The organism is Inquilinus sp. 2KB_23, assembly GCF_052115705.1.
GTDB classification, from domain to species: Bacteria; Pseudomonadota; Alphaproteobacteria; order DSM-16000; family Inquilinaceae; genus Inquilinus; species Inquilinus ginsengisoli_A.
Window position 1 is genome coordinate 64,081 of sequence record NZ_JBFRHF010000014.1, and the last position, 21,531, is coordinate 85,611.

The following is a 21,531-nucleotide window of genomic DNA, read 5'->3' on the forward strand; positions in this document are numbered from 1 at the left end:
TCCAGGGGCCACCAAGAGCCGCTCTTGAAAGCCCCTGGATCTTCGGGTCAAGCCCGAGGATGACAGTGAAAGTGCAACCGTCAGGCCGCCACCCGCTCGACCGCCACGGCCGTGGCCTCGCCGCCGCCGATGCACAAAGCGGCGACGCCGCGCTTCAGGCCATGGGTCTGCAGCGCGTTCAGGAGGGTGACCAGGATGCGCGCGCCGGACGCCCCGACCGGGTGGCCGAGGGCGCAGGCGCCGCCATGGATGTTGACCTTGTCGTGCGGCAGGCCGAGATCGTGCATCGCCGCCATGGTGACCACGGCGAAGGCCTCGTTGATCTCGAACAGGTCGACGTCGCCGACGGCCCAGCCGGTCTTCTGGAACAGGGTCTCCATCGCCCCGATGGGCGCGGTGGTGAACCAGGCCGGGGCCCGGGCGTGGCTGGCATGGCCCCTGATCTCGGCCAGCACCGACAGGCCCCGCCGCTCGGCCTCCGACCGCCGCAGCAGCAGCAGCGCCGCGCCGCCGTCGGAGATCGAACTGGAATTCGCCGCCGTCACCGTGCCGTCCGGGCGGAAGGCGGGCTTCAGGGTCGGGATCTTCTCCGGCCGGGCGGTGCGCGGCTGCTCGTCGATCGACAGCAGGGACTCGCCGCCCCTGCCCTTCACGGTCACGGGCGCGATCTCGCGGGCGAAGGTGCCGTCCTCCGACGCCTTGCGCGCCCGCTCCAGGCTGGTCAGGGCGAAGCGGTCCTGCTGCTCGCGGGTGAACTGGTAGTGCTGCGCCGTGTCCTCGGCATAGGTGCCCATCAGCCGGCCCGGCTCATAGGCGTCCTCGAGCCCGTCGAGGAACATGTGGTCCAGCACCCGGCCATGGCCCATGCGGTAGCCGCCGCGGGCGCGGTCGAGCAGATAGGGCGCGTTGGTCATGCTCTCCAGCCCGCCGGCCACGCCGATGCCGATCGACCCGGCGGCGATGGCGTCGTGGATCTGCATCACCGCCTTCATGCCGGAGCCGCACATCTTGTTGACCGTGGTGCAGGGCACCGCATCGGGCAGGCCGGCGCCGCGGGCCGCCTGGCGCGCCGGGGCCTGGCCCAGCCCGGCCGGCAGCACGCAGCCCATCACCACCTCGTCCACCGCATCGGCGGCCAGGCCGGCGCGCTCCAGCGCGGCGCGGATGGCGACGGCGCCGAGTTGCGGCGCGCGCACATCCTTCAGCTCGCCCTGGAAGCCGCCCATCGGGGTCCGGGCCGCGCCGGCGATGACGACGGGATCATTCGCACTCATGACATCCTCCGGTGTCTGGTTGGGCCGGATGCTAGCACGGCTGAGCGATCGCTGGGCGAGGACGGATCGACCCGGTAGAGTGGCGCCGCCTCGTCACCCTGAGCGAATCCCCAAGCCCATGACCGATCCCCTGCTCGGCGGCCTGTCCGCCGCCGAATTCCTGGCCCGCCACTGGCAGAAGTCGCCGCTGCTGATCCGCCAGGCGATCCCGGGCTGGACCAGCCCGATCACGCCCGACGAGCTGGCCGGCCTGGCCTGCGAGGAAGGGGTGGAGAGTCGGCTGGTGACCCGCCGGCGCGGCAAATGGGCGATGCGGCACGGCCCGTTCGAGGAGAGCGACTTCGCCAAGCTGCCGGCCAAGGACTGGTCGCTGCTGGTGCAGGGCGTCGACCTGTGGGAGCCGGCGGTGGCCGCCCTGCGCGACCGCTTCCGCTTCGTGCCCGACTGGCGGCTGGACGACGTCATGGTCAGCTACGCCCCGCCGGGCGGCGGCGTCGGCGCCCATGTCGACCAGTACGACGTGTTCCTGCTGCAGGGCCTCGGCCGGCGGCGCTGGCGGATCGGCGGCGCGGCTGAGATCCGCCCGGCCTGGCTGCCCGACCAGCCGCTGAAGCTGCTGGCCGATTTCCAGCCCGCCGAGGAATGGGTGCTGGAGCCCGGCGACATGCTGTACCTGCCGCCGGGCTGGGCCCATGACGGCATCGCCGAGGATGACTGCCTGACCTTCTCGATCGGCTTCCGCGCGCCCAGCGTGGCCGAGCTGGCCGGCCGCTTCGCTGCCGCGATCGGCGACGCCGACGGCGACGAGCGGCGCTATGCCGACCCTGACCTGGCGCCGCCGGAGAATCCCGGCGAGATCCCGGATGCGGCGATCGAGCGGGTGCGGGCGCTGCTGGCCGAGAAGCTGGAGGATCGCGGCTTCCTGGCGGAATGGCTGGGCAGCCTGCTGACCGAGCCGAAGGAGGAGCGCGAGGCCCCGCCGCCGCGCAAGCGCCGGCCGGCCGGTGCGCTGAAGCGGGCGATCGGCAGCCGACTCGCCTTCGCCCGCGCCGGCGTCGGCGTCGGCGTCGGCGTCACCCTGTTCGCCGATGGCGAGACCCATGCGACCCCCGCCGGCATCGCGGCGGACACGGCGATGCGGCTGTGCGGCGACGGAAGGCTGGCGGCGGATCAGGCCAAGGCGGCCTGGGCCAACCCCGGCGCCGCGGCGCTGCTGGACGCGCTGCTGGCTCAGGGCGCAATCGAGCCGGCCGGCAAAAGCGGTTGAGAGTAGCCATTTTTTGCAGCGGGGCGAGGCGGAACCGCTTCCATCGGCCGCGCCGGTCAGGCAATGCTTCCTGACCAACAACAAAATTGAACAGGTCGATCATGCCGATTGCAAGCCGTCGTGCGCTCCTGGCCCTGGCCGCCATCGCCGTCCTGGCCGCCTGCGCCCCCAAGGCGGGCGGCGCCTACGGCATCTTCTTCAAGGACGAAAGCGCCACGCTGACGCCCGACGCGCAGAAGCTGATCGCCGAAGCGGCGGCGGAGGCGAAGAACTGGAATCCGAAGTCGATCAGCGTCGACGGCTTCGCCGGGACCGCCGGCCCGCGCGACACCCATGAAGCGCTGTCGGTCAAGCGGGCCGAGACGGTGGCCGCGGCGCTGGTGGCCGACGGCGTGCCGCCGACCCTGATCCATCGCGTCGAAGGCCATGGCGATGCCGGCGCCCTGCCCGGCGTCACCGTCGGCGAGCGGCGCGTCGAGATCAAGCTGAACTACTGATCGGGGCTGCGGCGGTCCCGAGCCATCCCCAACCCGTCATTGCCGGGCTTGACCCGGCAATCCAGAAGGTCCCGACAGCCTCTGGATGCCCGGGTCAAGCCCGGGCATGACAGGAAAGGGAATAGTGTGCGGCTCAGCTCCGCGACTTGATGGCGTCGCGAATCTCTTCCAGCAGCACTTCGCTGCGCGGCGGCGCGGCCGGAGCCGGGGCGGCTTCGGGCTTCTTCATGAAGCGGTTGACCTGCTTCACCAGCAGGAAGATGGCGAAGGCCACGATCAGGAAGTTGATGATGGAGTTGATGAAGGCGCCGTAGTTGATCGTCGCCGCACCGGCGGCCTTTGCCGCGGCCAAGGTGTCATAATGGGTCGACGTCAGATTGATGAAGTAGCTCGAGAAGTCGACGCCACCGAGCAGCACGCCGATCGGCGGCATGATGATGTCGTTGACCAGGGACGTCACGATCGAGCCGAACGCCACGCCCATGATGATACCAACCGCCAAGTCGATGACATTGCCACGGGCAATGAAGGCCTTGAACTCCTGAAACATCCGCTGCCCCCAAAGTCTCAGTTGGTGACCGTTACCGGCCGCGACGTAAAGATATACCAATTGGCATGAAATCACAGAAAAACCGCAAAAGCCTCTGACCGGCCGTCAAAAAGGCTTCACTGGACACCCTCAAGAAATCCGGCTGAATCACCTTGACTTTCGGCGCCGGCGGATCAAATTGCGCGCCCTTGCTTCATCATCGACCGGCAGGCGGCAGAGACCGCCTGATCCGAGAGGGAGACCGCCCGATGCGCCTCTTCTTTTTCGGCACCCTCATGGATCCCGACCTGTTCGCGCTGGTGATCGGCCGCCCCATGGCGGCGCTCGCGGTGCAGCCGGCGTCGCTGCTCGGGCTGCAGCGGCGCAAGGTGAAGGGCGAAAGCTATCCGATCCTGACGCCGCAGCCGGACGGCCATGTCGACGGGCTGCTGGTCGAGGGCTTCACCGACGCCGAGATGGACCGGATGCGGTTCTTCGAGAGCGACGACTACACGCTGCAGCCGGTGACCGTGGCCCTGGCCGACGGGGCCCGGCTGGAGGCGCAGATCTACGCCTCGGCCGGCGTGCTCGAGGATGCCGGCGAGCCCTGGCACCTGGAGGCCTGGCAGGCGACCGAGAAGCCCCGCACCCTGATGCACCACGAAGCCTACATGTCGCTGTACGGCAAGATGAGCAGCCAGGAGGCCGCGTCGCGCTGGCCCGAGGTCAAGGCCCAGGCCAACCGCCGCTATGCCGAGGCGCGGGCCGAACGGCACTTCGCCGAGCGCCGCCGTCCACGCTGAGCACCGGCAGGGTCAATCGCCGCCCTGCCCTTCCGTCCTGTCCAGCCGCTTCAGCAGCAGTTCCACCGCCTGGGTCAGGCGCACCACCTCCTGCTCGCGCAGCAGGTCGATCTTCTGGTGCAGTTGCTCGATCTCCAGCTCTGCCTTGATGTTGATGCGGTAGTCGCCCTCGGCGTTGCGGCGGTCGATCGCCGCCTGCCGGTTCTGGCTCATCATGATGATCGGCGCCGAATAGGCGGCCTGGAACGACAGCGCCAGGTTCAGCAGGATGAAGGGATAGGGGTCCCAGGCCTGGATCCAGCCGACCAGGTTCAGCACGATCCACAGCGCGAGCAGGATGCTCTGGATCACGATGAACGACCAGGACCCGACCGTCTCGGCGACGCTGTCCGCCAGCTTCTGGCCGAAGGTCCCCGCCTCGGGCACCGGCTTGCGCGCCCGGCTGGGCTTCTGCCGCCGCAGGTCGTGCAGCAGCTTCTCCTCCTCCGGGGTCAGGATCATGGTCGGATGCACGCGCTGGGTCATGATGGGTTTCCTGATCGGCGACCTCACCGCCCGACCGGGCAGCCGGGCGGCACGAGACGGTCAAGCTTAGCGCATGCCGGGGCCAGGAAGGGCCTTACGAATATTACACCGGCAACCGATCCCGCCCGGTTCTGACATCCTTCCGTATTGATGATGCACGAGATTTCCCTTGTCCGAAGCGCGGGTGCCGCGTCGAGCGAGGGAACAGCGATGACACCGTACTGGCCGATCGTGGCAGAGCCTGCGGAGCCGTCTTTCGGGATCCGGACCGACGGACCCGAGCACACCGTCCATCTCTTCGTCCCGCGGGCCGAGGTCCGCACTCCCACGGCGGATGCCCGACCCGGCGCACCCGGCGGACTCCTGTCGAGGATCGTCGCCTTCCTGGTCGAAGGCTTCGCGCTGTGCGCCGCCGGCATGTATCCGGAGCTGTTCTGCGGGACAGAGGCGCCACCCCGGCCCAGCCCGGACGAGCTGGCCGACGACGCGCCGCGCAGCTGGCGCTCCGATGTCGACGCCGAGCTGCAGGCCATCGTGGCGATGCACCGCACCCGACGATAGCTGGCCAGACGGGCCGAGACCGGCCAAGCTGGCCGCATGCGCCTGCTCGCCATCAGCGATCTCCACCTCGCCTCCGACGCCAGCTTCGAGCGGATCGAGGGCCTGCCCGCTTCTCCCGAGGACTGGCTGATCCTGGGCGGCGACATCGCCGAGAGCGCCGACGGGCTGGACCGCGCCTTCACCGCGCTGGCCGGGAAGTTCGCCAAGCTGATCTGGGTGCCCGGCAATCACGAGCTGTGGACCCGGGCCCGCAGCCCGGCGGCTCCGCGCGGCGTCGAGCGTTACGAATCGCTGGTCGCGCTGGCCCGGCGGCACGGGGTGACCACGCCGGAAGATCCCTACCCGATCTGGCCCGGCCCCGGCGGCGAGCATGTGATCGCGCCGCTGTTCCTGCTCTACGACTACAGCTTCCGCCCGCCGGACCTGCCGCTGGAGGAGGTGGTGGCCTGGGCGGCGGAGGAGAGCGCGGTCTGCGCCGACGAGCTGCTGCTGTACCCCGACCCGTATCCGACGCGGCAGGACTGGTGCCGGGCCCGGATCGCGGCGACCGCTGAACGGCTCGCCGCGCTGCCCGCCCGCCTGCCGACGGTGCTGGTCAACCATCACCCCTTGCGCCGCGACCTGGTGCGCATCCCGCGCATCCCGCGCTTCAGCCCCTGGTGCGGCACCACCCTGACCGAGGAGTGGCACATCCGCTTCCGGGCCCGGGTGGTGGTCAGCGGCCACCTGCATGTCCGCCACACCGACTGGCGCGACGGCACCCGGTTCGAGGAGGTGTCGCTGGGCTATCCCTATCAGTGGGAGCAGCATTACGGCGTCGCCGCCTATCTGCGGGAGATCCTGCCCGGCCCGGTCAGCCCGGGGCCAGAAGCCCGGCCGGCAGGGGAACGTGCCGGACCGCGATGACCGGCTCGGCCCCCGGCCAGCGCACGGCGAGGCCCAGCACATGCCGGGGTGATGGCCGCCAGTGGCGGAAATGCCAGGACGCGCCGTCCACCGCCGGGTCGAGGAAGCGCACCACCGGCCGGTCCGACACGGCATAGACCACGAAGCCGTCGAGCGAGATGGTCAGGCCGCCGCCCAGCGCCTTCACATAGGCCTCCTTGACCGTCCAGAGGTCGAGGAAGGCCTCGCGGCGGCGGTCGGCCGGCACCGCCTTCAGGGCAGCCGCCTCGGCTGCGGCGAAGCGGCGGTCGGCGATGCGCGGCTCGACCACCCGGCCGAGCCATTCCAGGTCGATTCCGATCATGGTGCCCGGTGCCATGGCGCAGGCGACCATGCCTTCGGCATGCGAGATGTTGATGCCGATCCGCCGCCCGGCCTCCGGCGCGCAGACGAAAGGCTTGCCGTGGTCGCCGGCGGCGAAGTCCCACTCCCGGGCGGGAACACCCGTCTTGGCCTCCAGCAGCCGGCGCAGCAGCACCCGGGCGCAGGCGAAGCGCCGGCGGTCGCCCGGCACGGCAAAGCGCGCGGCGCGGGCCCGCTCCGCTTCGGTCAGCAGCGGCCAGCAGGCCTCGACATTTCGGTCGTCCCCGGGGTCGTCCTCGGCGACCTCGGCCGTCCAGACATCGATGTCGGCGGCGCGGTCGGTCATGCCGGGGCGCTCATGTCACGCCGGGTCGATGCCGCCGAGCCGGCAGATATGCGCCCATTCGGCCTCCGAGACCGGGCTGACCGACAGGCGACCCTGGCGGATCAGGCCGAGGCCGGACAGCTCCGGGTCCGCCTTCATCTGCTTCAGCGTCACCGGGGTCTTGAGCGGCCGGACCGCCTGGACGTCGACCATGCCGAAGCGGCCCTTCTCGTCGCTGGGGTCCGGGTAGTATTCGCGCACGATCTCGACGATGCCGACGATCTCCAGCCCCTCGTTCGAATGGTAGAAGAAGGCGTGGTCGCCCAGCTTCATCGCCTTGAGGTTGTTCGAGGCCTGGTAGTTGCGCACCCCGTCCCAATGGGTGCGCTTGGCCTTCACCATCTGACTCCAGCCCCATTTCACGGGTTCGGACTTCACCAGCCAGTGGTTCACGACTCGGCCTCTTGCAACGAAATGGTCACGGGATCGGGACGCTAGCGGAAACAGTCCCGGGTTTCCAGGCCGCGCCTGAGCGCATCAGGCCTCGCGTTTCACCGGGCGCAGCAGCAGGCCGGCGATGGCGGTGTCGATCGCGGCGCCGCGGTTCAGCACCGCATCCACCGCGTCGATCACCGGCGCGTCGATGCCGGCCTTGGCCGCCAGCCGCGCCGCCGCCGCCGCCGTCCACACCCCTTCGGTGACCGACCGGCGGGCGCCGAGGATGTCGGCCAGGCTGCGCCCCTGCCCCAGCGCGATGCCGAGCGAGGTGTTGCGGCTGGTGGCGCTGCAGGCGGTCAGCAGCAGGTCGCCCAGGCCGGACAGGCCCATCAGCGTCTCCGGCCGTCCCCCGAGCCCGGCGCCCAGTCGCATCATCTCGGCCAGGCCGCGGGTGACCAGCGCCGCCCGGGCGTTCTCGCCCAGGCCCCGCCCGGTGACGATGCCGGCGGCGATCGCCAGCACGTTCTTCAACGCGCCGCCCAGGGCGACGCCGCGCAGATCCTCGGTCCAGTACAGCCGCAGCGTGCGGTGCCCCAGGCTGCGGGCCAGGGCGGCGCCGGCCTCGGCATCGGCGCAGGCCAGGGTCAGCGCCGTCGGCAGGCCGCGCGCCACCTCCTCGGCGAAGCTGGGGCCGGACAGCAGCACCGGCGCCGCCTCCGGCCGGGTCTCCGCCGCGATCTCGTCCATGAACCGCCCGGTCGCGGTCTCGATGCCCTTGGCGGTGATCAGCAGCGGCCCCGGCCGCGGCGGCAGGCGCTGCAGGATGGCGCGCAGATGCTGCGCCGGCACGGCGAGCAGGCGCAGATCCCCGCCGATCGCGGCCAGGTCGGCGGTGACGGCGATGCCGGGATGCAGCCCGATGCCGGGCAGATAGGCCGCGTTCTCGCGGGCGTCCTGGATCGCCGCGGCACGGTCGGGATCGCGGGCCCACAGGGTGACCGGATGCCCGGCCGCGGCGAAGCTCTGCGCCAGCGCCGTGCCCCAGGCGCCGGCGCCGATCACGGCGACCCGCCGGCTCATGCCTTGACCCCGGCGCCGATCGCGGCGGCGGCGGTCGGGTCCAGCGGCCAGCGCGGCCGCGGCGCGCAGTCGAGCCCGTCGACCAGGCCGAGGCGCAGCCGCTCCAGCCCGGCCCAGGCGATCATGGCGCCGTTGTCGGTGCACAGCTTCAGCGGCGGCGCGATGAAGCGCATCCCCGCCGCCTCCGCCACCGCGGACAGCCGGGCGCGCAGCGTCTGGTTGGCGGCGACGCCGCCGGCCACCACGAAGGCTCCGTTCCCGGAATGTTCCACGTGAAACATCGCGATGGCGCGCTTGGCCCGGTCGGCCAGCGACGCGGCGACCGAGTCCTGGAAGCCGGCGCAGAGATCGGCGACATCCTGCGCGGACAGCGGCTGCGGCAAGGTGCTGACGACGCGGCGCACCGCGGTCTTGAGGCCGGAGAAGGAGAAGTTGCAGTCCGGCCGGCCGATCATCGGCCGCGGCAGGGCGAAGCGCCTGGGATCGCCGCCGCGGGCCGCGGCTTCGACCAGCGGGCCGCCGGGATGGCCGAGGCCGAGCATCTTGGCGACCTTGTCGAAGGCCTCGCCCACCGCGTCGTCGATGGTGGTGCCCCAGCGCCGGTAGCGGCCGACCCCGTCGACGCACAGCAGCTGGCAATGGCCGCCGGAGACCAGCAGCAGCAGATAGGGGAATTCGATGCCGTCGGTCAGCCGCGCGGTCAAAGCGTGGCCTTCGAGGTGGTTGACGCCGAGGAAGGGCAGGCCACGGGCGGCGGCGATGCCCTTGGCGGTCATCACCCCGACGGCGACGCCGCCGATCAGCCCCGGCCCGGCGGTGACGGCGATGCCGTCGACCGCGTCGAGCCCGACCCCGGCCTCGGCCAGCGCCTGGCGGATGATGCCGTCGAGATGGGCCAGATGGGCGCGCGCCGCCACCTCGGGCACCACGCCGCCATAGGGGGCGTGGTCCTCGATCTGGCTGAGCACGACATTGGCGAGGATGCGCCGCTGGTCGTCCACCAGGGCCGCCGCCGTCTCGTCGCAGGAGGTCTCGATGCCGAGCACGATCATGATCGGCCCGATATAGGCGGTCCGGCCGCGCGACGAAAGGACCGCGGCGAAAGCACCTGCCCCGCTTGCCCCCCGCGCCCGGGGCTTCTAGAACGCGGGTCATGACCCCTGTTCTTCGCATCGGGACGCGCGGCAGCCCGCTCGCCCTCATCCAGGCCGAGGAGACGCGGCGGCGCCTGGCCGACGCCCATCCGGCCCTGGCCGTGCCCGGCGCGGTCGAGATCGTCGTCATCCGCACCACCGGCGACACGGTGCAGGACCGGCCGCTGTCCGAGATCGGCGGCAAGGGCCTGTTCACCAAGGAGATCGAGGACGGCCTGCTGGACCGCAGCCTCGACCTCGCCGTGCATTCGATGAAGGACATGCCGACCTGGCTGCCGGACGGCCTGGTGATCGGCGCCCTGCTGCCGCGCGAGGACCCGCGCGACGCGCTGTTCGCGCGGGACGGCGCCGGCAGCCTGGCCGCGCTGAAGCCGGGGGCCGTGGTCGGCACCTCCAGCCTGCGCCGCCAGGCCCAGGTGCTGGCGCTGCGGCCGGATCTGTCGATCGTGCCGTTCCGCGGCAATGTCGGCACCCGCCTGGCCAAGCTGGACGCCGGCACGGTCGACGCCACGCTGCTGGCCCTGGCCGGGCTGAAGCGGCTGGGGCGGACCGACCGGGTCTCGGCCGTGCTGGAACCCGAGGAGATGCTGCCGGCCGCCGCCCAGGGCGCCATCGGCATCGAGTGCCGCGCCGACGACGCGCCGGTGCGCCGCCTGCTGGACGCCCTGCATTGCCGCGACACCGGCGACCGGGTGGCGGCGGAGCGCAGCCTGCTGACCGCGCTGGAGGGCAATTGCCGCACCCCGATCGCGGCCCTGGCCGATCTGGGCCCAGACGGCACCCTGACCCTGACCTCGCGCGTCGCCCTGCCCGACGGCAGCGAGATGCATGAGGACCGGCGGTCCGGCCCCCGCGCCGAGGCCGCGCAGCTGGGCGCCGAGGCCGGCGAGGCGCTGCGCCGCCGCATCGGGCCGCGCTTCCTGGTCCCATAATGGCGAGGGCGGGATGACGCGCTGGCTCATCACCCGGCCGCGCGAGGAGGCCGAACGCTTCGCCGACGCCATGCGCGACCGCGGCCTCGACCCGGTGATCGCGCCGATCCTGGAGATCGAGCCGGTCGACCCCGAGCCGATCGCGCTCGACGGCGTCCAGGCGGTGCTGGCGACCAGCCGCAACGGCATCGACGCCTTCGCCCGGCGGGTGGCGCGGCGCGACATACCCGTTCTGGCGGTCGGCGATGCCACCGCGGAGCTGGCGCGGAGCCTGGACTTCCACGACGTCATCAGCGCGGCGGGCGGCGGCATCGAGCTGGCCGCGCTGGTCCGCGACCGGCTGAACCCCGGCTCGGGCGCCCTGCTCCACCCCTCCGGCGAGGACCAGGCGCAGGATCTCGGCGCACTGCTGGCGCCCGCCGGCTTCACCGTGCGGCGCATCGTGCTGTACCGCGCCCGGCCGGCCGCGGCGCTGCCGTCGGCCGCGGTGGCAGCGCTGGCCGATCCGCGGCTGGAGGGGGTGGTGTTTTTCTCTCCCCGCACCGCGAAGGTCTTTGCTACCCTCGCGGCCCGGGTGGATCTGACCCACCGCCTCGCCGGACTCACGGCGGTCTGCCTGAGCCCTGCCGTCGCCCAGGCGCTGGACCCGTCGCCCTGGCGAGCGGTGCGAATCGCGGAAAGACCGGATTCGCCGTCGCTTCTGGCGCGGCTATCCGATCTTCCCGCCGAGCAAAGGACGAGGACGGCGAACGGTATGGACCCGACCCCCGACAAGCCAGGCGACGCTGCGGCAGCGCGGCTCGACCCCCAGCAGCCGGACGACGTGTCGGCCAGCCCGGAAGCCGTTGCGCCGCCGGTGCCGCCCGAGGACGGGCTGCCCGTCGCCGGCGAGACCGGCGAGGCGCTGACCGCGACCGAGCGGATCATCGAGGCCTTCGGCGGCATCCGGCCGATGGCGGCGAAGCTGACGGTGCCGGTGACCACCGTGCAGGGCTGGAAGCGGCGCAACGCCATCCCCGAGCAGCGCCACGCCGACATCCAGGCCGCCGCCAAGACCCATGGCATCCAACTCGACCCGGCCGAGCTGGCGCGCACCCGCCCGGCGACGCCGGAGGAAGGCGTGTCGGAGCCGTCCGACCTCTCCGACCCCGAGAACCCGCCCGGCCCTCCCCGGGTCGGCCCGCCCACGATCCCGCCGCCGCCCCCGGCCGAACCGCCGGGCAACGTCGCGAAATCGGCCTGGACCGCGGCGCTCGTCGCCATCGTCGCCGCGGCGGTGTCGGCGACCGCCCCGATCTGGTCGCCGAGCGTGTTCGGCCCCTCCACCCCTGCCCCGGCCACCCAGGGCTCGCCGACGCTGGGTGACCGCGTCGCCTTCATCGAGAAGCGTCTGGCCGATCTGCCCTCCGGCACCGCCGAGGCGATCGACGGCCTGGGCAAGCGGGTCGAGGCGCTGGAGAAGCCGCCCGAGGGCGCGCTGGATCCGGCGGCGATCGAGAAGGGCCGGGCCGATCTGGCCGCCCGGGTCGACGCGCTGCAGCAGAAGCTGGACCAGCTCGGCGCGCAGCCGCCGGCCCCGGGCAACGCTGCCCCGGCGCAGCAGCCGGCCGCGCCGCCGGCCGCCGGCCCCGCCCCGGAAGCGGTGGCGGCGCTGGAGACCCGGATCGCCGCGCTGGAATCGGCGCAGTCCGCGGTGAAGACGCTGAGCGAGACCGTCGCCACCCTGTCCTCCGGCAACCAGGCCAACGCCAGCACCCTGGCGACGCTGCAGCAGCAGGTCGACACGGTGAAGGCCGCGGTCGAACGGCTGCGCAGCAACGACAGCGGCGCCCAGGCGCTGAGCCTGGCCGCCGGCCAGCTGCGCAGCGCGATCGACAGCGGCGCACCGCTGGCCGAGACCCTGACGCTGCTGCGCGGCCTGGCGCAGAGCGACCCTGCCATGGCCAATGCGGTGGCGGCGCTGGAGCCGGCGGCGAAGGGCGTGCCCAGCCGCGCCGCGCTGGCGACCGGCTTCGTCCAGGCGGCCGAAGCGGCGCGCAAGGCCGACAAGCCGCAGAGCGGCGACTGGATCGACCGCAGCCTGTCGGTGGTCGAGGACCTGGTCAGCGTCCGCCCGGCCCCGGGCGAGGTCGAAGGCGACGGCACCGACGCGGTGCTGGCGCGGGCCGAAGGCCGGCTGCAGCGCGGCGACCTGGCCGGCGCGGTCGAGGCGGTGAAGGGCCTGTCCGGCCCCGCGGCCTCGGCCATGGCGGCGTGGCGCACCCAGGCCGAGTCCCGCCTGGCCGCCGAGACGGCGCTGCAGGGCCTGTCGACCCTGGCGGTGCAGCGGCTGGCCGCCGGCAGCGACGCCGCAGCCAAGCCCGCCTCCGAAACGCCGGCGCCGACGACGCCATGAAGCGTCTGCTGCTCTACGCCCTCAAGCTCGCGATCCTGATCGCAGTCGCGGTCTGGCTCGCCGACCGCCCGGGCCATGTCCAGATCCAGTGGCAGGGCCGGGTGATCGACACCTCGGTCGCGGTGCTGGTGGTGGTCGCCGCCGGCCTGATGCTGCTGACCGCCTGGCTGTACCGCTTCTGGCGATCGCTGCGCCGGGCGCCGAGCCGCTTCGTCGAGGGCCGCCGCTTCGTCCGGCGCGAGAAGGGCTATCGCGCCCTGACCCGCGGCATGGTCGCGGTCGCGGCCGGCGATGCCGAGGCGGCGCGGCGCTTCGCCCGCAAGGCCGACGTGCTGCTGGACGAGCCGCCGCTGACCCTGCTGCTGTCGGCCCAGGCGGCGCAGCTGGCCGGCGACGATGGCGCCGCCACCCGCTATTTCGAGGCGATGCTGCGCCGGCCGGACATGGAGTTCCTGGGCCTGCGCGGCCTGCTGAACCAGTCGCTGCGCAGCCAGGATTCCGCCCACGCGCTGGAGATGGCGCAGCGCGCCCGCTCGCTGCGCCCGGACGCCACCTGGACCCATCGCGCCTGCTTCGACCTGGAGGTGGCGCAGCACCGCTGGGCCGACGCCCAGCTCAGCCTCGCCCATGCGGTGCGGGTGAAGGCGATCTCGGTCGAGGACGGCCGGCGTTTCAAGACCCGCATCCTGGTCGAGCGCAGCCGCGAGGCGGAGGCCGCCGGCAGCCTGGCCCCGGCGCTGGACTTCGCCCACAAGGCGGTGGGGCTGGAGCCGGATTTCGTGCCGGCCGCGCTGCAGGAGAGCGCCCTGCTGGTGAAGACCGGCCGCGACGCCCAGGCCGCGCGCCTGCTGGAGAAGAGCTGGGCCCGCCTGCCGCATCCCGAGGTCGCCCGCGCCTATGCCGCGCTGGGCCCCGCCGACGAGGGCTCGCTGCTCAAGGTCAAGCGGCTGGAGAAGCTGGTGCGGCTGCGCCCGGAGGCGGCGACCGGCCTGCTGACTTTGGCCGAGGCCGAGCTGGCGGCCCAGCTGTGGGGCAGCGCCCGCGGCCATCTGCTGAAGGCGGAGCAGCTGGCGCCGACCCGGCGCGGCTATCGCCTGCTGGCCGATCTGGAGACGGCGGAGCGCAACGACCCGATCGCGGCGCGCAGCTGGCTGGCCAAGGCGCAGACCGCGGCCCCGGACGAGGCCTGGGACTGCGACGCCTGCGGCGCGCGGACGGACCGCTGGTCGGCGCTGTGCGGCCATTGCCACGGCTTCGACACGCTGGCCTGGCGCATCCCGGGCCCCGCCCGCGGGCTGCCGCCGGTGGCGGTCGAGATCGACGCCCTGCTGCCCGTGCCGGTGCCGGCCACGGGGTCGGGCGCGGTGGTGCCCGTCACGACGGGTTGAGGCCCGGCGGTTGTTGACGCTGCGGCGCGCGCCTTGTATAGGGTGCGCGCCCTGCGGCGCCGAAGTAGCTCAGGGGTAGAGCAACTGATTCGTAATCAGTAGGTCCGGGGTTCAAATCCCCGCTTCGGCACCATTTTCCCCCTGCTAAATAGCCGCTTGCGAAGCGACCCGGACATGTCCGGGTCTTCCGCATTTGGTATCGGCGAATTCGGCAGGCCGGCCGCGCCGGTCCGTTTCCATACGGTCTCTCAGGTCTTGAGCCGGTAGCCGGTCCGGAACATCCACGCCACCGTGGCCAGGCAGACCGCGAGGAAGGCCAGCGTCATGGCCAGGCTGATGCCGACGCCCAGCTCGGCGGTGCCGAAGAAGCTCCAGCGGAAGCCGCTGATGAGATAGACCACGGGATTGAACAGCGCGACCGTCCGCCACAGCGGCGGCAGCATGTCGATGGAATAGAAGCTGCCGCCGAGGAAGGTCAGCGGGGTGATGATCAGGAGCGGCACCAGCTGCAGCTTCTCGAAGCCGTCGGCCCAGATGCCGATGATGAAGCCGAACAGGCTGAAGGTCACCGCCGTCAGCACCAGGAACAGCAGCATCACCAGGGGATGGGCGATCTGCAGCGGCACGAACAGGGCCGATGTCGCCAGGATGATCAGGCCGAGGATGATCGACTTGCTCGCCGCCGCCCCGACATAGCTGACCACGATCTCGAGATAGGAGACGGGCGCCGACAGCAGCTCGTAGATCGAGCCGACGAATTTCGGGAAGTAGATGCCGAAGGAGGCGTTGGAGATGCTCTGCGTCAGCAGCGACAGCATGATCAGCCCAGGCACGATGAAGGCGCCGTAGCTGACCCCGTCGATCTCCTGGATGCGCGAGCCCAGCGCCGCGCCGAACACCACGAAGTACAGCGAGGTCGAGATCACCGGGGACAGGATGCTCTGCATCAGCGTGCGTCCGGTTCGCGCCATCTCGGAGACGTAGATGGCGCGGATCGCGTGGAGGTTCATGGCCGCTCGCTCACCAGCTTGACGAAGATGTCCTCCAGCGAGCTCTGGCTCGTGCGGAGGTCCCTGAACCGGATCCCGGCGTCGCTGAGGTCCTGCAGCAGGGCGGTGATGCCGGTCCGCTCGCCCTGGGTGTCGTAGGTGTAGACCAGCTCGCCGCCATCGGCCGACAGCTCGAGGCGATGCGCGGCCAGCGGGGCGGGAATGGCGGTCAGCGGGTTCTGCAGCTGCAGCGTCAGCTGCTTCTTGCCCAGCTTGCGCATCAGCTCGGCCTTCTCCTCCACCAGGATGATCTCGCCGTTGCTGATCACCCCGACCCGGTCGGCCATCTCCTCGGCCTCGTCGATGTAGTGGGTGGTCAGGATGACGGTCACCCCGGTCGCCCGCAGCGCGCGCACCAGCAGCCACATGTCCCGGCGCAGCTCGACATCGACGCCCGCCGTCGGCTCGTCGAGGAACAGGATCTCGGGCTCGTGCGACAGCGCCTTGGCGATCAGCACCCGGCGCTTCATGCCGCCGGACAGGGTCATCACCTTGCTGTCCTTCTTGTCCCACAGGGACAGGTCCTTCAGCACCTTTTCGATATGGGCCGGATTGGCGGGCTTGCCGAACAGCCCGCGGCTGAAGCTGACGGTCGCCCAGACGGTGGCGAAGCCGTCCGCCGTCAGCTCCTGCGGCACCAGCCCGATCTTCGACCGGGCCGCGCGATAGTCGGTCACGATGTCGTGGCCGTCGGCCGTGACGGTTCCGCCGCTGGGGTTGACGATGCCGCAGATGATGCTGATCAGCGTCGTCTTGCCGGCGCCGTTGGGGCCCAGCAGAGCAAAGATCTCGCCGCGCCGGATGTCCAGGTTGATGCCCTTCAGGGCCTGGAAGCCGGAGGCGTAGGTCTTGGAGAGGTTCGAGACGGAGATGATCGGTGACATGGCGGCGACCATAGCCGATGCGGACGGCATTTCGATGAAGCTTTGTGAGCGGGGCGGCCGCGAGCGCTGCGTCCCGCTGACGCTGGGCCGGTCTATCGCCGGCCGCGCCGCGTGCCATTGCGCCGACCCCGACGGGCGCCCGGGGAACCATCCCCCACGACTCGGCATTGCCGAGGGACGGAGCACCGTGCTCGATCGCCGCTTTTCAGGGAGGCAGGACATGGCTTCGGAGCGGAACTTGCCGGACCGCGAGACGCCGCGGACGGCCGATGGCACCGAGACCGACCCCGAGGGTCAACGGGTGATCGAACGCGCACTCGACACCAGCCTGGCCCGCGGCCCGGAACAGGAAGGGGGCCGGCGCTGGACGCTGCCGATCCTGGTCGGTCTGCTGGCCGTGGTCGCGATCCTGCTGATCCTGGCGCTGACCTGACACAAAGAGACAGGACGCGGCGTTTCCACCGCGTCCTGTCTTTAAAGCGTCTCGCTCGTCAGGGCGTCAAGCGCCCTGCTGCCACTGCCGCGTCGCCTCGCTGGCGGATTTGTTCAGATGGACATGCTCGTCCACATGATCGACCCAGTCGGCCGGGATGTAGTGGTGCTTCGACTGTGCTGCCGGATCGCTGCGCGTCAGCTTGATGCGGTCCTGGCCTTCCATATGGTCCACCGTGCCGACGTGCTGGCCGTCGGAGCCGAGGACTTCCATATGGTCTTTGATCTGCGCGGTCGAACCCATGGGGTCGCTCCCTTGGTTGTGATATCTGAGCAATAGAAGACCCAGCCAGTGAGTTCCAGGATGGGATCCCAAAATGCAGCGAGAATCTCCGCACCTGCACAATCTCCCGCCAAAATCCATCCCGACGATCCTTTGCCACAACAGAGCCTATACTCGCTTCGTTTCGCTTTTTCGGGATTTCCCTCCACTGAACTCGCGCTTCGTCTCGCTATGGCACCCAAAGGCGGGAACGTCACCCCTGACGTCTCTGTTCACCTGATGGCAGGCAGGCGTGGACTTGAGCAGTACCGCGCCGCCTGCCCCGTTCGCGGAGCGACAGGAGACGAAGATGCCGTTGAGCTGGCAGGAAAAGACCGCCCTATCGGGCATGAAGACGGCAGAGCTGGCCCAGACCTTCGACGCCGCGCTCAAGACCGCGGGTTGGCGGCGCGACGTCCGGCGGATGCGCCAGCTGATCGACATGCTGCGGGCAAGGGCCGATCTGACAGCCGACGTTGCCGCCCTGATCGCCGAGGTCGAATGGCGTGAACTCCGGCCACGACCCATCCCGGCGAAGGTCGCCGCCGCGTAGGCATCGGCCTAGCGAACCGGCAGCCTCGAGCCTGCTCGGGCAACCACAGCTGATCAGCACCGCTGCATAACGATTGCAAGCGACCACCCTCCTGCACCAATCATCGTCGGATGAGGGGACAGGAGGCGCGCGTGCATCTGAGGCGGAGTCTGCTCCGGGCGACTTCGATCGCGTGCTTGGCGGGATGCGCCGTCGATCCACCGCCGCCACCCGATACGGAACGCTACCGCTGCGTCGAAATTCCGTCTGACCTCGTGGAGTGCTCTCTCAAGCTGGAGACGTGAACAGGGCCGTTGCGCTCTCGCCCGCCCGAGGCGAAGGGGCCATCAACGGACCTGCGGCCAATAAAAAGGCGCCCGATCCGAAGACCGGGCGCCTTTGTCTTCGCCGTGCCGTCAGGCCAGCATCCGGACCTTCGGCTCGCGCTCCCATTGCCGGGTGCGCGCCGGCTCCAGGAAGCCCTTGGCGCCGCCGCCGATGTCGACCACGCCGGCGTCATCCTCGACCCCCGCCTTGGCCAGCAACGGCCTGGCCTCGGCGGTGAAGCCGATGGCCTTGAGATGGACGAAGGCGTTCATCGCGAAGTCGATGGCGGCGCTGTCCTTCAGCAGCTGGGCGCAGCCCTCCTTGGACAGCACCAGCGCCACCGCGTCGAAGATCATCGACGGCATGCCGGCCAGCTGCCCGTCGGCCTTCAGGAGCGTGCCGTCCTTCAAGGTCACGCCGCCGACCTTGGGCGCGACGATCTTCACCATGGCGCCGTCGGCTTCCGCCAGCTTGCGGACCGCATCCACCACCCTGCCGTCGGCGCCATCGGTCACCAGCACGCCGACCGCGCGGCCCTTCAGGGTGGGCGGATATTTCCCGATGATGCGCAGGGCCGGGGACAGCTTCATGTCTTCGGGTTCGACCGCAGGAGCCGACTTGGCCGGCAGGTCCATGGCGAGGCCGGCGGCGACGCGCTTCGCCAACCCCTCGTCGACGTTCCGCAGATTGGCCAGCACCCGGATCCGCACGTGTTCCAGCGACACCTTCGACAGCTCGAAGACGATGGCGCTGGCCAGATGCGCCTGTTCGATCGGGCTCTGCGACCGGTAGAACAGCCGGGCGTGGCTGTAATGGTCGGCGAAGGTCTCGGAGCGCAGCCGGACCTTGGTCTCGCCCAGCGGCTGGGCGAAGCTGCGGAAACCGCCCTTCGGGTCCTCGCGCGGGCCGCCCTCCTCGCCGGCCTCGGCCAGGCTGTTGGGCTCGTAATTGGCGCGGCCGGCAAACACCTGGGTCTGCATGTGGCCGTCGCGCTGCAGGTTCTGGAACGGGCAGCCCTTGGCCTGGTTGATCGGCAGCTGGTGGAAGTTGACGCTGCCCAGGCGCGACAGCTGGGTGTCCTGGTACGAGAACAGCCGCCCCTGCAGCAGCGGATCCTCCGACACGTCGATGCCGGGCGGGATGTTGGTCGGCAGGAAGGCCGACTGCTCGGTCTCGGCGAAGAAATTGTCCGGGTTCCGGTCCAGCACCATCCGGCCGACGATGCGGATCGGCACCATCTCCTCCGGGATCACCTTGGTGGCGTCCAGGATGTCGAAGGGCAGCGCGTCGGCCTCGGCCTGGCTCAGCAGCTGGACGCCGAACTCCCATTCCGGGAAGTCGCCGGCGGCGATGGCGTCGTGCAGGTCGCGGCGGTGGAAGTCGGGGTCGGCCCCGGCAATTTTGACCGCCTCGTCCCACAGGGTGGATTGCAGGCCGAGCTTCGGCCGCCAGTGGAACTTGACGAAGGTCGCCTCGTCCTTGTCGTTCAGCAGCCGGAAGGTGTTGACGCCGAAGCCTTCGATCATGCGCAGGGACCGTGGGATCGCGCGGTCGGACATCGCCCACATGATCATGTGGGTCGACTCCGGCATCAGGCCGACGAAATCCCAGAAGGTGTCATGGGCGCTGGCCGCCTGGGGGAAGCCGCGATCGGCCTCCATCTTCACGGCATGGATCAGGTCGGGGAATTTGATCGCATCCTGGATGAAGAAGACCGGGATGTTGTTGCCGACCAGATCCCAGTTGCCCTCCTTGGTGTAGAGCTTGACCGCGAAGCCGCGCACGTCGCGCGGGGTGTCGACCGACCCGGCGCCGCCGGCGACGGTCGAGAAGCGCGTGAACACCTCGGTCTTCACCCCGACTTCGGTCAGCACCTTGGCGCGGGTGTAGCGGGCGAGCGATTCCGTCAGTTCGAAATAGCCATGCGCGGCCGAGCCGCGGGCATGGACGATCCGCTCCGGAATGCGCTCATGGTCGAAATGCTGGATCTTCTCGCGCAGCACGAAGTCTTCCAGCAGGGTCGGGCCGCGGCGTCCGCCCTTGAGCGAATTCTGGTCGTCGCTGACCGGGACGCCGTGATTGGTGGTCAGCCGCTTCCGCGGATCCGATTCCGTCTGGTGCAGCTCACCGCCCTGGCCGGGCGCGACCTTCGACGCGGCGGCGGCGGTTCCCTTGGGCTTGGCCATGGGGCGTTCCTTTGTTGTGGTCGTTGCCGCCCTGGGACGCCGTCGGTGCAAACGCACGACGTCGCTTTGCAAGCGCGATCGCGATCAGGACAGATATCCGTAAGAACCGGACGCGGCGCCGAGCGGTTCCCGAGGACCGAAACCGGCGCGGGAGCCGACCCGAAATGGAAAACCCCGGCCGAAGCCGGGGTTTTCTTCACAGGGTCGTGCTACCTGATGAGGCCTGAGGGCGGCAGGACGCCGCCGCCCCAATAGGGTGTGACGCCGTAGTGGTCATGGATCCGCTGCTCGTATTCGCGGTTCCATTGCGGCTCGGCGTTGTCGGCGAAGGCCGGGGCGCCTTCGAGCTGTTCGCGGGACACGTTGACGACATAGCCGCCGCGGTCGGTGTCGTAGGTCAGTGAGGACCAGGGCAGCGGATGATACTTCTCCCCGATGCCGAGGAAGCCGCCGAATGCCATGACGGCATAGGCGACCCGGCCCGATTCCTTGTCGATCATGACGTCGTCGACTTCACCCAGGCTTTCGCCCGCGGCGTTGTAGACATTGGTGCCGGCGACCTTCTCGCTCGAAATCAGGGTGGTGGTCTCGTCCTGGTGGTCCATCGGTCTCTCCTGCGCATGTGGTTGCCAGGATAACGGGATGAGGGCAGATCCAAGTTCCCCAACAGACACCGAATTCCGAGTTTTTTAACTCTCATCACCTTCGAATACACATTTATGCTTAACAAATGATGCAAATGATGAGATCTCGATTAAAATGATAATGATCCGGAACGATTTAATATTGACGCCCATTGACTGATCACCCGGCCGTTCCCAGGGAACGGATCCGGCCAGACACGCCCCCCGCATACTTGGGCCCAACGGAGATCATCGATGGCAACCACCGAAAAGACTCTCGACGACCTGTTCCTCGACACGCTGAAGGACATCTACTACGCGGAGAAGCAGATCCTGAAGGCCCTGCCGAAGATGGCGAAGGCCGCCCAGGCGCCGGAGCTGAAGGCCGCGTTCGAGACCCATCGCGAGGAGACCGAAGGCCAGGTCGAGCGCCTGGAGAAGGTGTTCGAGCTGGTCGGCAAGCGCGCCCAGGGCAAGGCCTGCGAGGCGATCCTCGGCATCCTCGAGGAGGGCAAGGAGATCATGGAGGAGTTCAAGGGCGCCTCCGCCCTGGACGCCGGCCTGCTCTCGGGGGCCCAGGCGGTCGAGCACTATGAGATCGCCCGCTACGGCACGCTGAAGGCGTGGGCCACCAAGCTCGGCATGCCCGAGGCGGCGCGGCTGCTCGACCAGACGCTCCAGGAGGAGAAGAAGACCGACCTGCTGCTCTCGAAGCTCGCGGTCAGCAGCCTGAACCAGAAGGCGGCCTGACCTAAGCCCC

Annotated in this window: 23 protein-coding genes and 1 tRNA gene; 12 read left to right on the forward strand and 12 right to left on the reverse strand. The window is 70.3% G+C overall.

All coding sequences use genetic code 11. The features are described 5' to 3' along the window. Positions 1-80 precede the first annotated feature (80 nt). The gene (locus AB4112_RS18790; RefSeq protein WP_441721948.1) at positions 81-1,274 is read right to left on the reverse strand and encodes an acetyl-CoA C-acyltransferase; all 1,194 of its coding nucleotides are present in this window, start codon (positions 1,272-1,274) and stop codon (positions 81-83) included. Positions 1,275-1,392: 118 nt separating this feature from the next. Between AB4112_RS18790 and AB4112_RS18795 the strand changes: the two genes are divergently transcribed. Together AB4112_RS18795 and AB4112_RS18800 are read left to right on the forward strand one after the other, a co-directional pair. Continuing rightward, the gene (locus AB4112_RS18795) at positions 1,393-2,541 is read left to right on the forward strand and encodes a cupin domain-containing protein (RefSeq protein ID WP_441721951.1); all 1,149 of its coding nucleotides are present in this window, start codon (positions 1,393-1,395) and stop codon (positions 2,539-2,541) included. Positions 2,542-2,642: 101 nt separating this feature from the next. Continuing rightward, a complete protein-coding gene (locus AB4112_RS18800; RefSeq protein WP_309793474.1) occupies positions 2,643-3,038 on the forward strand; it encodes an OmpA family protein in 396 nt (131 codons plus the stop codon). 133 nt (positions 3,039-3,171) lie between these two features. Here the strand turns inward: AB4112_RS18800 and mscL are convergent, their stop codons facing one another. After that, positions 3,172-3,648 carry a large conductance mechanosensitive channel protein MscL gene (gene mscL / locus AB4112_RS18805; RefSeq protein ID WP_441721954.1) on the reverse strand — a complete coding sequence of 159 codons (477 nt, stop codon included), beginning with the start codon at positions 3,646-3,648 and terminating at the stop codon, positions 3,172-3,174. Positions 3,649-3,836: 188 nt separating this feature from the next. On the opposite strand from mscL, the gene AB4112_RS18810 reads away from it, so the two are divergent. Next, the gene (locus tag AB4112_RS18810) at positions 3,837-4,370 is read left to right on the forward strand and encodes a gamma-glutamylcyclotransferase family protein (protein WP_441721957.1); all 534 of its coding nucleotides are present in this window, start codon (positions 3,837-3,839) and stop codon (positions 4,368-4,370) included. Positions 4,371-4,382: 12 nt separating this feature from the next. On the opposite strand, the gene AB4112_RS18815 is transcribed toward AB4112_RS18810, so the two are convergent. Beyond that, positions 4,383-4,895 carry a DUF1003 domain-containing protein gene (locus tag AB4112_RS18815; protein ID WP_309793472.1) on the reverse strand — a complete coding sequence of 171 codons (513 nt, stop codon included), beginning with the start codon at positions 4,893-4,895 and terminating at the stop codon, positions 4,383-4,385. 210 nt (positions 4,896-5,105) lie between these two features. On the opposite strand from AB4112_RS18815, the gene AB4112_RS18820 reads away from it, so the two are divergent. Both AB4112_RS18820 and AB4112_RS18825 read left to right on the forward strand, forming a co-directional pair. Beyond that, a complete protein-coding gene (locus tag AB4112_RS18820) occupies positions 5,106-5,456 on the forward strand; it encodes a hypothetical protein (RefSeq protein WP_441721960.1) in 351 nt (116 codons plus the stop codon). A gap of 36 nt (positions 5,457-5,492) precedes the next feature. Continuing rightward, on the forward strand, positions 5,493-6,362 hold the full coding sequence (locus AB4112_RS18825) for a metallophosphoesterase family protein (protein WP_441721963.1): 870 nt from the start codon (positions 5,493-5,495) through the stop codon (positions 6,360-6,362). Here AB4112_RS18825 and AB4112_RS18830 read toward each other — a convergent pair. From AB4112_RS18830 to tsaD, 4 genes are all read right to left on the reverse strand, one after another. Beyond that, on the reverse strand, positions 6,310-7,050 hold the full coding sequence (locus AB4112_RS18830; RefSeq protein ID WP_441721966.1) for a 4'-phosphopantetheinyl transferase family protein: 741 nt from the start codon (positions 7,048-7,050) through the stop codon (positions 6,310-6,312). The two genes, AB4112_RS18825 and AB4112_RS18830, sit on opposite strands and share 53 nt — an antisense overlap. 15 nt (positions 7,051-7,065) lie before the next feature. Next, complete coding sequence (locus AB4112_RS18835) at positions 7,066-7,482, reverse strand: EVE domain-containing protein (protein WP_309793468.1); 417 nt, start codon at positions 7,480-7,482, stop codon at positions 7,066-7,068. 84 nt (positions 7,483-7,566) lie between these two features. After that, positions 7,567-8,547 (reverse strand): NAD(P)H-dependent glycerol-3-phosphate dehydrogenase, encoded by a 981-nt coding sequence (locus tag AB4112_RS18840; RefSeq protein WP_441721969.1) that lies wholly within the window; start codon positions 8,545-8,547, stop codon positions 7,567-7,569. Next, entirely contained in the window at positions 8,544-9,599 is a 1,056-nt protein-coding gene (gene tsaD / locus AB4112_RS18845; RefSeq protein WP_441721972.1) for a tRNA (adenosine(37)-N6)-threonylcarbamoyltransferase complex transferase subunit TsaD, read from the reverse strand. Before tsaD ends, AB4112_RS18840 begins: the two co-directional genes overlap by 4 nt. Before the next feature lie 101 nt (positions 9,600-9,700). Here tsaD and hemC point away from each other — a divergent pair, with 101 nt between their 5' ends. From hemC to AB4112_RS18865, 4 genes are all read left to right on the forward strand, one after another. Then, complete coding sequence (hemC, locus tag AB4112_RS18850; RefSeq protein ID WP_309793463.1) at positions 9,701-10,633, forward strand: hydroxymethylbilane synthase; 933 nt, start codon at positions 9,701-9,703, stop codon at positions 10,631-10,633. 13 nt (positions 10,634-10,646) lie between these two features. Next, positions 10,647-13,028 carry a uroporphyrinogen-III synthase gene (locus tag AB4112_RS18855; protein WP_441721975.1) on the forward strand — a complete coding sequence of 794 codons (2,382 nt, stop codon included), beginning with the start codon at positions 10,647-10,649 and terminating at the stop codon, positions 13,026-13,028. Further along, positions 13,025-14,416 carry a heme biosynthesis protein HemY gene (locus AB4112_RS18860; protein WP_441721977.1) on the forward strand — a complete coding sequence of 464 codons (1,392 nt, stop codon included), beginning with the start codon at positions 13,025-13,027 and terminating at the stop codon, positions 14,414-14,416. Before AB4112_RS18855 ends, AB4112_RS18860 begins: the two co-directional genes overlap by 4 nt. A gap of 58 nt (positions 14,417-14,474) precedes the next feature. Further along, a tRNA-Thr gene (locus AB4112_RS18865) sits at positions 14,475-14,549 on the forward strand. A 115-nt stretch (positions 14,550-14,664) separates the two neighbouring features. Here AB4112_RS18865 and AB4112_RS18870 read toward each other — a convergent pair. Together AB4112_RS18870 and AB4112_RS18875 are read right to left on the reverse strand one after the other, a co-directional pair. Continuing rightward, a complete protein-coding gene (locus AB4112_RS18870) occupies positions 14,665-15,426 on the reverse strand; it encodes an ABC transporter permease (RefSeq protein WP_309793460.1) in 762 nt (253 codons plus the stop codon). Further along, entirely contained in the window at positions 15,423-16,349 is a 927-nt protein-coding gene (locus AB4112_RS18875; RefSeq protein ID WP_309793459.1) for an ABC transporter ATP-binding protein, read from the reverse strand. The genes AB4112_RS18870 and AB4112_RS18875 overlap by 4 nt, the downstream gene beginning before the upstream one ends. Between AB4112_RS18875 and AB4112_RS18880 the strand changes: the two genes are divergently transcribed. Continuing rightward, positions 16,336-16,782, forward strand: coding sequence for a hypothetical protein (locus tag AB4112_RS18880; RefSeq protein WP_441721981.1), 447 nt, complete (start codon positions 16,336-16,338; stop codon positions 16,780-16,782). The two genes, AB4112_RS18875 and AB4112_RS18880, sit on opposite strands and share 14 nt — an antisense overlap. A gap of 66 nt (positions 16,783-16,848) precedes the next feature. Here AB4112_RS18880 and AB4112_RS18885 read toward each other — a convergent pair whose 3' ends face one another. Further along, positions 16,849-17,085: a DUF2171 domain-containing protein gene (locus tag AB4112_RS18885; protein ID WP_441721984.1), complete on the reverse strand. Its 237-nt coding sequence runs from the start codon at positions 17,083-17,085 to the stop codon at positions 16,849-16,851. A 328-nt stretch (positions 17,086-17,413) separates the two neighbouring features. On the opposite strand from AB4112_RS18885, the gene AB4112_RS18890 reads away from it, so the two are divergent. After that, positions 17,414-17,656, forward strand: a complete 243-nt coding sequence (locus AB4112_RS18890; RefSeq protein ID WP_441721987.1) for a hypothetical protein — start codon at positions 17,414-17,416, stop codon at positions 17,654-17,656. A gap of 395 nt (positions 17,657-18,051) precedes the next feature. Here the strand turns inward: AB4112_RS18890 and AB4112_RS18895 are convergent, their stop codons facing one another. Together AB4112_RS18895 and AB4112_RS18900 are read right to left on the reverse strand one after the other, a co-directional pair. Then, entirely contained in the window at positions 18,052-20,148 is a 2,097-nt protein-coding gene (locus AB4112_RS18895) for a catalase (RefSeq protein WP_441721990.1), read from the reverse strand. A 209-nt stretch (positions 20,149-20,357) separates the two neighbouring features. Beyond that, positions 20,358-20,753, reverse strand: a complete 396-nt coding sequence (locus AB4112_RS18900; protein ID WP_441721993.1) for a PRC-barrel domain-containing protein — start codon at positions 20,751-20,753, stop codon at positions 20,358-20,360. A gap of 273 nt (positions 20,754-21,026) precedes the next feature. Between AB4112_RS18900 and AB4112_RS18905 the strand changes: the two genes are divergently transcribed. Continuing rightward, positions 21,027-21,521: a YciE/YciF ferroxidase family protein gene (locus AB4112_RS18905; RefSeq protein WP_309793452.1), complete on the forward strand. Its 495-nt coding sequence runs from the start codon at positions 21,027-21,029 to the stop codon at positions 21,519-21,521. The last annotated feature ends 10 nt before the right edge of the window (positions 21,522-21,531 follow it).

What these genes read in the sequence shown, in the direction of transcription:
- AB4112_RS18890 (WP_441721987.1), top strand. Translation starts at nt 17,414, where the DNA reads ATGCCGTTGAGCTGGCAGGAAAAGACCGCCCTATCGGGCATGAAGACG.
- AB4112_RS18880 (WP_441721981.1), top strand. Translation starts at nt 16,336, where the DNA reads ATGATCGGTGACATGGCGGCGACCATAGCCGATGCGGACGGCATTTCG.
- AB4112_RS18875 (WP_309793459.1), bottom strand. Translation starts at nt 16,349, where the DNA reads ATGTCACCGATCATCTCCGTCTCGAACCTCTCCAAGACCTACGCCTCC.
- hemC (WP_309793463.1), top strand. Translation starts at nt 9,701, where the DNA reads ATGACCCCTGTTCTTCGCATCGGGACGCGCGGCAGCCCGCTCGCCCTC.
- AB4112_RS18815 (WP_309793472.1), bottom strand. Translation starts at nt 4,895, where the DNA reads ATGACCCAGCGCGTGCATCCGACCATGATCCTGACCCCGGAGGAGGAG.
- AB4112_RS18800 (WP_309793474.1), top strand. Translation starts at nt 2,643, where the DNA reads ATGCCGATTGCAAGCCGTCGTGCGCTCCTGGCCCTGGCCGCCATCGCC.
- AB4112_RS18820 (WP_441721960.1), top strand. Translation starts at nt 5,106, where the DNA reads ATGACACCGTACTGGCCGATCGTGGCAGAGCCTGCGGAGCCGTCTTTC.
- AB4112_RS18825 (WP_441721963.1), top strand. Translation starts at nt 5,493, where the DNA reads ATGCGCCTGCTCGCCATCAGCGATCTCCACCTCGCCTCCGACGCCAGC.
- AB4112_RS18795 (WP_441721951.1), top strand. Translation starts at nt 1,393, where the DNA reads ATGACCGATCCCCTGCTCGGCGGCCTGTCCGCCGCCGAATTCCTGGCC.
- AB4112_RS18860 (WP_441721977.1), top strand. Translation starts at nt 13,025, where the DNA reads ATGAAGCGTCTGCTGCTCTACGCCCTCAAGCTCGCGATCCTGATCGCA.
- AB4112_RS18885 (WP_441721984.1), bottom strand. Translation starts at nt 17,085, where the DNA reads ATGGGTTCGACCGCGCAGATCAAAGACCATATGGAAGTCCTCGGCTCC.
- AB4112_RS18895 (WP_441721990.1), bottom strand. Translation starts at nt 20,148, where the DNA reads ATGGCCAAGCCCAAGGGAACCGCCGCCGCCGCGTCGAAGGTCGCGCCC.
- AB4112_RS18870 (WP_309793460.1), bottom strand. Translation starts at nt 15,426, where the DNA reads ATGAACCTCCACGCGATCCGCGCCATCTACGTCTCCGAGATGGCGCGA.
- AB4112_RS18840 (WP_441721969.1), bottom strand. Translation starts at nt 8,547, where the DNA reads ATGAGCCGGCGGGTCGCCGTGATCGGCGCCGGCGCCTGGGGCACGGCG.
- AB4112_RS18790 (WP_441721948.1), bottom strand. Translation starts at nt 1,274, where the DNA reads ATGAGTGCGAATGATCCCGTCGTCATCGCCGGCGCGGCCCGGACCCCG.
- AB4112_RS18830 (WP_441721966.1), bottom strand. Translation starts at nt 7,050, where the DNA reads ATGACCGACCGCGCCGCCGACATCGATGTCTGGACGGCCGAGGTCGCC.
- AB4112_RS18810 (WP_441721957.1), top strand. Translation starts at nt 3,837, where the DNA reads ATGCGCCTCTTCTTTTTCGGCACCCTCATGGATCCCGACCTGTTCGCG.
- AB4112_RS18900 (WP_441721993.1), bottom strand. Translation starts at nt 20,753, where the DNA reads ATGGACCACCAGGACGAGACCACCACCCTGATTTCGAGCGAGAAGGTC.
- tsaD (WP_441721972.1), bottom strand. Translation starts at nt 9,599, where the DNA reads ATGATCGTGCTCGGCATCGAGACCTCCTGCGACGAGACGGCGGCGGCC.
- AB4112_RS18855 (WP_441721975.1), top strand. Translation starts at nt 10,647, where the DNA reads ATGACGCGCTGGCTCATCACCCGGCCGCGCGAGGAGGCCGAACGCTTC.
- AB4112_RS18905 (WP_309793452.1), top strand. Translation starts at nt 21,027, where the DNA reads ATGGCAACCACCGAAAAGACTCTCGACGACCTGTTCCTCGACACGCTG.